The following is a 5,092-nucleotide window of genomic DNA, read 5'->3' as shown; positions in this document are numbered from 1 at the left end:
TATTATTTTTTAGTTACTGGTTTTTCAAAATAATTTAACAAATCAGCAATCATTTTTTGACTTGCTGGATCGACATCTAATTTAGTTAATAAATTACCTAATTTCATTCTACTTGCTAATTTTAATAAAATATCATTTACTCTACCTTGAGAAACTTCCTTGATGGTTTCTTTTAAACCATCAATTTTTAAGATTTCTTTAACTGGAGTATCTAAACTATAACGAGGAATTTCTTTTAAACATTCACCGTTAGTTTTAATAATTTTACGATAAATGTAAAAGGAATCTTTAAGATAACGTTTTAACGTTCCGTTTCCTTCATTATCTCTATCAACATAGATAAAACCATATCTCTTTTCCATTTCTCCAGTTGAATAACTAACTAAATCTATTGGTCCCCACCAAGTATAACCAATTACATCAACCCCATCGATTTCAATAGCCTTTTTCATTTCCATGACATGCCGTTTTAAATAATCACTACGATAAACGTCATGAATTTGTTTATCTTCACTAAACTTATCTACTGCTCCTAGTCCGTTTTCAACTATAAATAATGGAATTTGATAACGATCATACAAAGTATTTAAAGCAATTCTTAAACCTTGAGGATCGATTTGCCAATCCCAGCGACTATTTTTTAGATACGGATTTTTAACACCAGCTAGGATATTTTTACCAGCTTTTATCTTAGTGAATATTTCATTAGAAATGACGATGCTTTGATAATAACTAAAACCAATATAATCAACTACACCTGCTTTTAATAAAACTAAATCTTCATCACGAATTGGTAATTTAATATTATAGTTTTTTAAATAGCTCATTGCTTTTCTAGAATAATAACCTCGTACCTGAACATCACTAAAAAATAAATTAATATCCATAAACAACTGATTAAGTCTTACATCTTTAGGTTTACAAGTTCCACTATAACTACCTATATATGAAATCATACAGCCAATTTTAGCATCAGGAATTATTTTATGACAAGCAATAACAGCTTTAGCACTAGCAACAAACATATGATGACAGGCTGTCAAAACTTTCTTTAAGTATTGATCTGGTTTGTTGATTTCAACACCACCACCAGTATAAGGATTTAATAACATTCCATTGATTTCATTAAAAGTAAGCCAGTATTTTACTTTATCTTTATATCTTTCAAAGCAGGTAATAGCAAAGTTTTCAAAAAACTTAATACACTTACGATTTTCAAAACCGTTATACCACTTACTTAAATAATAAGGCATTTCATAATGTGATAAGGTAACAATTGGTTGAATCCCATTATTTAATAATTCATCAAATAAATCATCATAAAATTGTAAGCCTTCCTCATTAGGATGTTTATCATTACCATTAGGATAAATCCGACTCCAGGCAATTGATACCCTTAAACAATTAAATCCCATTTGTTTAAATAGTTGAATATCTTCTTTATAATGATGATAGAAGTCAATTGCCTCATGACTAGGATAATATTTATCATTTTCTATTTTAGCAGTCTTTTTTCTTTTTTGATCAATGCCACCTACAAGCATTACATCACAAATACTAAGACCTTTACCAGCTTCATTGTAAGCTCCTTCCACCTGATTAGCTGAAAGTGCACCACCCCATAAAAAATTTTGTTTCATCTTCATCACCTCTATCTATCTATATTATAAAAAAAAGTAACGGATTTAACCATTACTTTTCTTTAATAATTTCAACAACATATTTAAATTCGATATCATCGCATAACCACACGCCGTTTGCCGATAGATAAAACTTGTAGCCATCTGCTTGCATTGCTTTAGTATCGATCACTAAAACAACTGGAATACCATGCCGTTTCCCAACTTTAAAAGCGGTCATAGCATCTTTGGAAAGATGAACATATAAACGACTCATTTTTTTGATTCCGCTTTGTTCAATCTTTTTTAAATTTGCAGTCGAAGTCCCATGATATAAAACATCAGGGGGGATTTTTTCATCCATATCGACATCAACAGCAACCGAATGTCCTTGGGCTGCTCTAATTTTAGTTTTATCTTCGTTATAGTGATAACGCTGTTTTTCATCACTAGCGACAATTTCATCTAAAATACTTTGATTGATGAAATATCCATGTTTTCTAATTCCTTCCAACATTTCATCGACACCTAACCAGCCATGATTGTCTAAAGTAACATCAATTGTTTCTGGTTTATGTCTTAAAATCAAACTAATAAATCGACTTAAGCGATTTAAATTAATCTTTCCAAATTCCAAACGCATATCATACCAAATAGCGCCACCATGTACTGATTGAGAAATTCCACAGTTTTTAAAACCAAATTTCTCATAATAATGAATTAATCTATCTTTACAAGTTAATATACAACCTTTTCTTCCTTCAATTCGTGCTTGATCAATAATTTGATTTATTAATCGTGCTGCTAATCCTTGATTTCGATATTCCGGTAAAGTATTTATACCAAAAATCGCTTGCCATGAACCTTTTTCATCATGTAACAAGACATTACTAAACATTTCATCATTAATGGTACTTTCATTTGTAACCATTCCATTGATAAAACTAATAACCTGATCATTTTCTTCTAATAACCAAAAATGACTTGGATATACTTTTAAACGATCTTTAAAATCGTCTTTAGTGGCTGCTTCAGCTAATGGAAAACAAGCGGCTTCAACGGCGGTGATTGCATTTAAATCTTTCATTGTTGCTTGACGTATTTTCATTTTGCTTAGCCTCCTTTACGAGTGTGTAGTATATCACTAATTATCAAAATAATAAAGTAAATAAGGTTTAATCAACACCAATAATATAACTTTAAACAAAAAAACATTGAATATATCATATTTTCTCCATTTTATAATAGAATCGTAAAGATAAATGTATTATAATGTTGATACAATATTTATTCTTATCTACAATGAAATTATAGCCAGCAATAAAAAATCAAGGGAGAATAAAATACATGAAAAAACCAATTATCATAAAACTTTGTACATTAAATATTATATGCCTAACATTACTTCAAATGATTTATATTATAATTGAATTTTTTAAACAAAATATTGCAACAACTGTAGAATTAACACAATCACAAATCATGCAGCAAATGCATTACAGTAATATCCAAAGTAATTTTAGTCGTATAATTTATATTTGTGCCTTTTTAGCAATCCTAGCTATACATGTAGCAATAAAAGAAAAAAAGCTTGATGAAATATTACTTATCAACATAATTGGAATAACAATAATGTTATCATTATCAATGATCTTTGCGGTGTTGTTAAAATTAAATTTTGGAAATGTTTTTGAAAACACAATCGGTTTTTCTATAATATTAATTATATTTATCATTATTTATTTAATAAGACTGTATATTAGAAAAAACAATTTTAATAAATCCACAAATTAAGGACACTAAAAAGTGTCCTTAAATCATTTTTTATCATAAATAACGGCGTACTAAATTAATACATTCATTGATTTTTTGGCGATTGAATGATCCAGCAAAAGTATGCTTTTCACCATTTTTCAAAACAATTACCATAGCCGGAAACATGCCACCATAAGAACTTTCTCTAATTTGAGCAATTTGATTCATTGGAAAAACCATTGCTTCACTTTTTTTAGCTTTAGAAGCAGAAACCGCCATACCAACAGCACCAAATACCGCCGAAGCACTACTACCAATCTTTTTATCAAATTCAATCCGGTTATTATATACTTTTAATGTTCCCGTTCCTTTGGCAATCCCAACCTTTACTTCGCCTGGATACCAGGATGCTTGAAGAGTTAATAGTACCTCATTATTTTGATAATTATTATTAGGATTTTGATAAGTATTTACTTGATTTTTATTATTTTGTTTTGCAGGATTTACAGTTGGTTTAGTATCATTTACGATTTTATTACCACAATAACTACAATAATTCATATCCATTTCAACTTCATGATTACAAATAGGACAAACTTTTTTAGTTTGAATTTGACAGCCACAATACCCACAAAAACGAGCATCATCTTTAATTTGTTTACCACATTTTGGACAATACATCTTTCCCTCTCCTTTGATTTGTCATTTAAATCTATAACTGAATAATCACAAAAATAATTCTTTAATTATGTTTAAATCATACCTTAAAATCAACATTTTTTCAATCTGGCACCAATTCAAAAAAACTCTATTTGAATACATGATTATATTCAAACAGAGCATCTATTTTATAAAAATCATTGTTCTTTATATTTTAATAATGATAAAATCCCTACTAAAATAAGTATCATTGATGATACCCAATTTAAAATACTATAATTAAAGAATATAGTTAGTATTTGAAAAATAAAACAGCATCCAATACTGATTAAAATAATACTGTTGATTATTCTTTGATTAGCTTTTTTATTAACCAGTATTAATAGTCCTAAAATGATTAATAACATAATCAGCGTTGAAGTAATATAGTATAGAGAAATCGTTGTAATTTTCAAGTTATAAATTACAATATACATATTAGCAACAAAGCAAACAATTGCACTTATAATTCCGATAATTACTTTATATGGTTCTGTCAATGATAAATCATTTTGAAAAAATATCTTATTTCCAAAACTATCTTTTATCTGAAGAATTAAAATCATTAATATCGGTAATAAAAATATTATTATTTTATGAAATTCTCCATTTACATTTCCTCGTGCATCAAAATGAATAGCTATTGTTTTATCAAAAAAAGGGAATGCAATAACATCAATGATAAACGAAAGCAATATACAACTCAATATTAAATATCTTGATAACTTTACTTTACTAAACATCAAAATCACCCCAAATTATGTAATTAACTAATACTGTTTCTTACATAAATAATATTATATTTTTTTAAACAAAAGTAAACCCTTCTTGTATAAGATGCAATTTTTATGTCTATCATGTACCATAAAATTTATAATCACAATTCTTACCATAATAAAACACCGTCATATTAAATCAAAAATGAAATACAAAATTCAAGTATATTGACAACTAAAATAACATAAACTATAATGAAATTGTAAAAAGGAACAGCCGATAAGCGGTTATGCCTTGGATTT

5 protein-coding genes are annotated in these 5,092 nt (G+C 27.8%); 1 reads left to right on the top strand and 4 read right to left on the bottom strand.

Annotation, left to right across the window (positions count from 1 at the left end):
* Nucleotides 1-2: 2 nt before the first annotated feature.
* Both J7M77_RS15030 and J7M77_RS15025 read right to left on the bottom strand, forming a co-directional pair.
* Nucleotides 3-1,640 (bottom strand): glycoside hydrolase family 1 protein, encoded by a 1,638-nt coding sequence (locus J7M77_RS15030; protein ID WP_367237038.1) that lies wholly within the window; start codon nt 1,638-1,640, stop codon nt 3-5.
* Between the two features lie 52 nt (nt 1,641-1,692).
* Entirely contained in the window at nt 1,693-2,727 is a 1,035-nt protein-coding gene (locus J7M77_RS15025) for a GNAT family N-acetyltransferase (RefSeq protein ID WP_296880032.1), read from the bottom strand.
* Between the two features lie 239 nt (nt 2,728-2,966).
* Between J7M77_RS15025 and J7M77_RS15020 the strand changes: the two genes are divergently transcribed.
* Entirely contained in the window at nt 2,967-3,413 is a 447-nt protein-coding gene (locus J7M77_RS15020; RefSeq protein ID WP_296880030.1) for a hypothetical protein, read from the top strand.
* A 33-nt stretch (nt 3,414-3,446) separates the two neighbouring features.
* On the opposite strand, the gene J7M77_RS15015 is transcribed toward J7M77_RS15020, so the two are convergent.
* Entirely contained in the window at nt 3,447-4,055 is a 609-nt protein-coding gene (locus J7M77_RS15015) for a zinc ribbon domain-containing protein (RefSeq protein WP_296880028.1), read from the bottom strand.
* Nucleotides 4,056-4,231: 176 nt separating this feature from the next.
* Nucleotides 4,232-4,816: a DUF1648 domain-containing protein gene (locus J7M77_RS15010; RefSeq protein WP_296880026.1), complete on the bottom strand. Its 585-nt coding sequence runs from the start codon at nt 4,814-4,816 to the stop codon at nt 4,232-4,234.
* Nucleotides 4,817-5,092 lie beyond the last annotated feature (276 nt).

It is taken from the genome of Thomasclavelia sp. (assembly GCF_017889095.1).
Classification (GTDB): domain Bacteria; phylum Bacillota_I; class Bacilli_A; order Erysipelotrichales; family Coprobacillaceae; genus Thomasclavelia.
Note: the sequence above shows the minus strand (reverse complement) of the source record. Positions and strands in the feature narration are given on the sequence as shown.

Coding starts and splice junctions, on each gene's coding strand:
- J7M77_RS15020 (WP_296880030.1), top strand. CDS start 2,967: ATGAAAAAACCAATTATCATAAAACTTTGTACATTAAATATTATATGC.
- J7M77_RS15030 (WP_367237038.1), bottom strand. CDS start 1,640: ATGAAACAAAATTTTTTATGGGGTGGTGCACTTTCAGCTAATCAGGTG.
- J7M77_RS15010 (WP_296880026.1), bottom strand. CDS start 4,816: ATGTTTAGTAAAGTAAAGTTATCAAGATATTTAATATTGAGTTGTATA.
- J7M77_RS15025 (WP_296880032.1), bottom strand. CDS start 2,727: ATGAAAATACGTCAAGCAACAATGAAAGATTTAAATGCAATCACCGCC.
- J7M77_RS15015 (WP_296880028.1), bottom strand. CDS start 4,055: ATGTATTGTCCAAAATGTGGTAAACAAATTAAAGATGATGCTCGTTTT.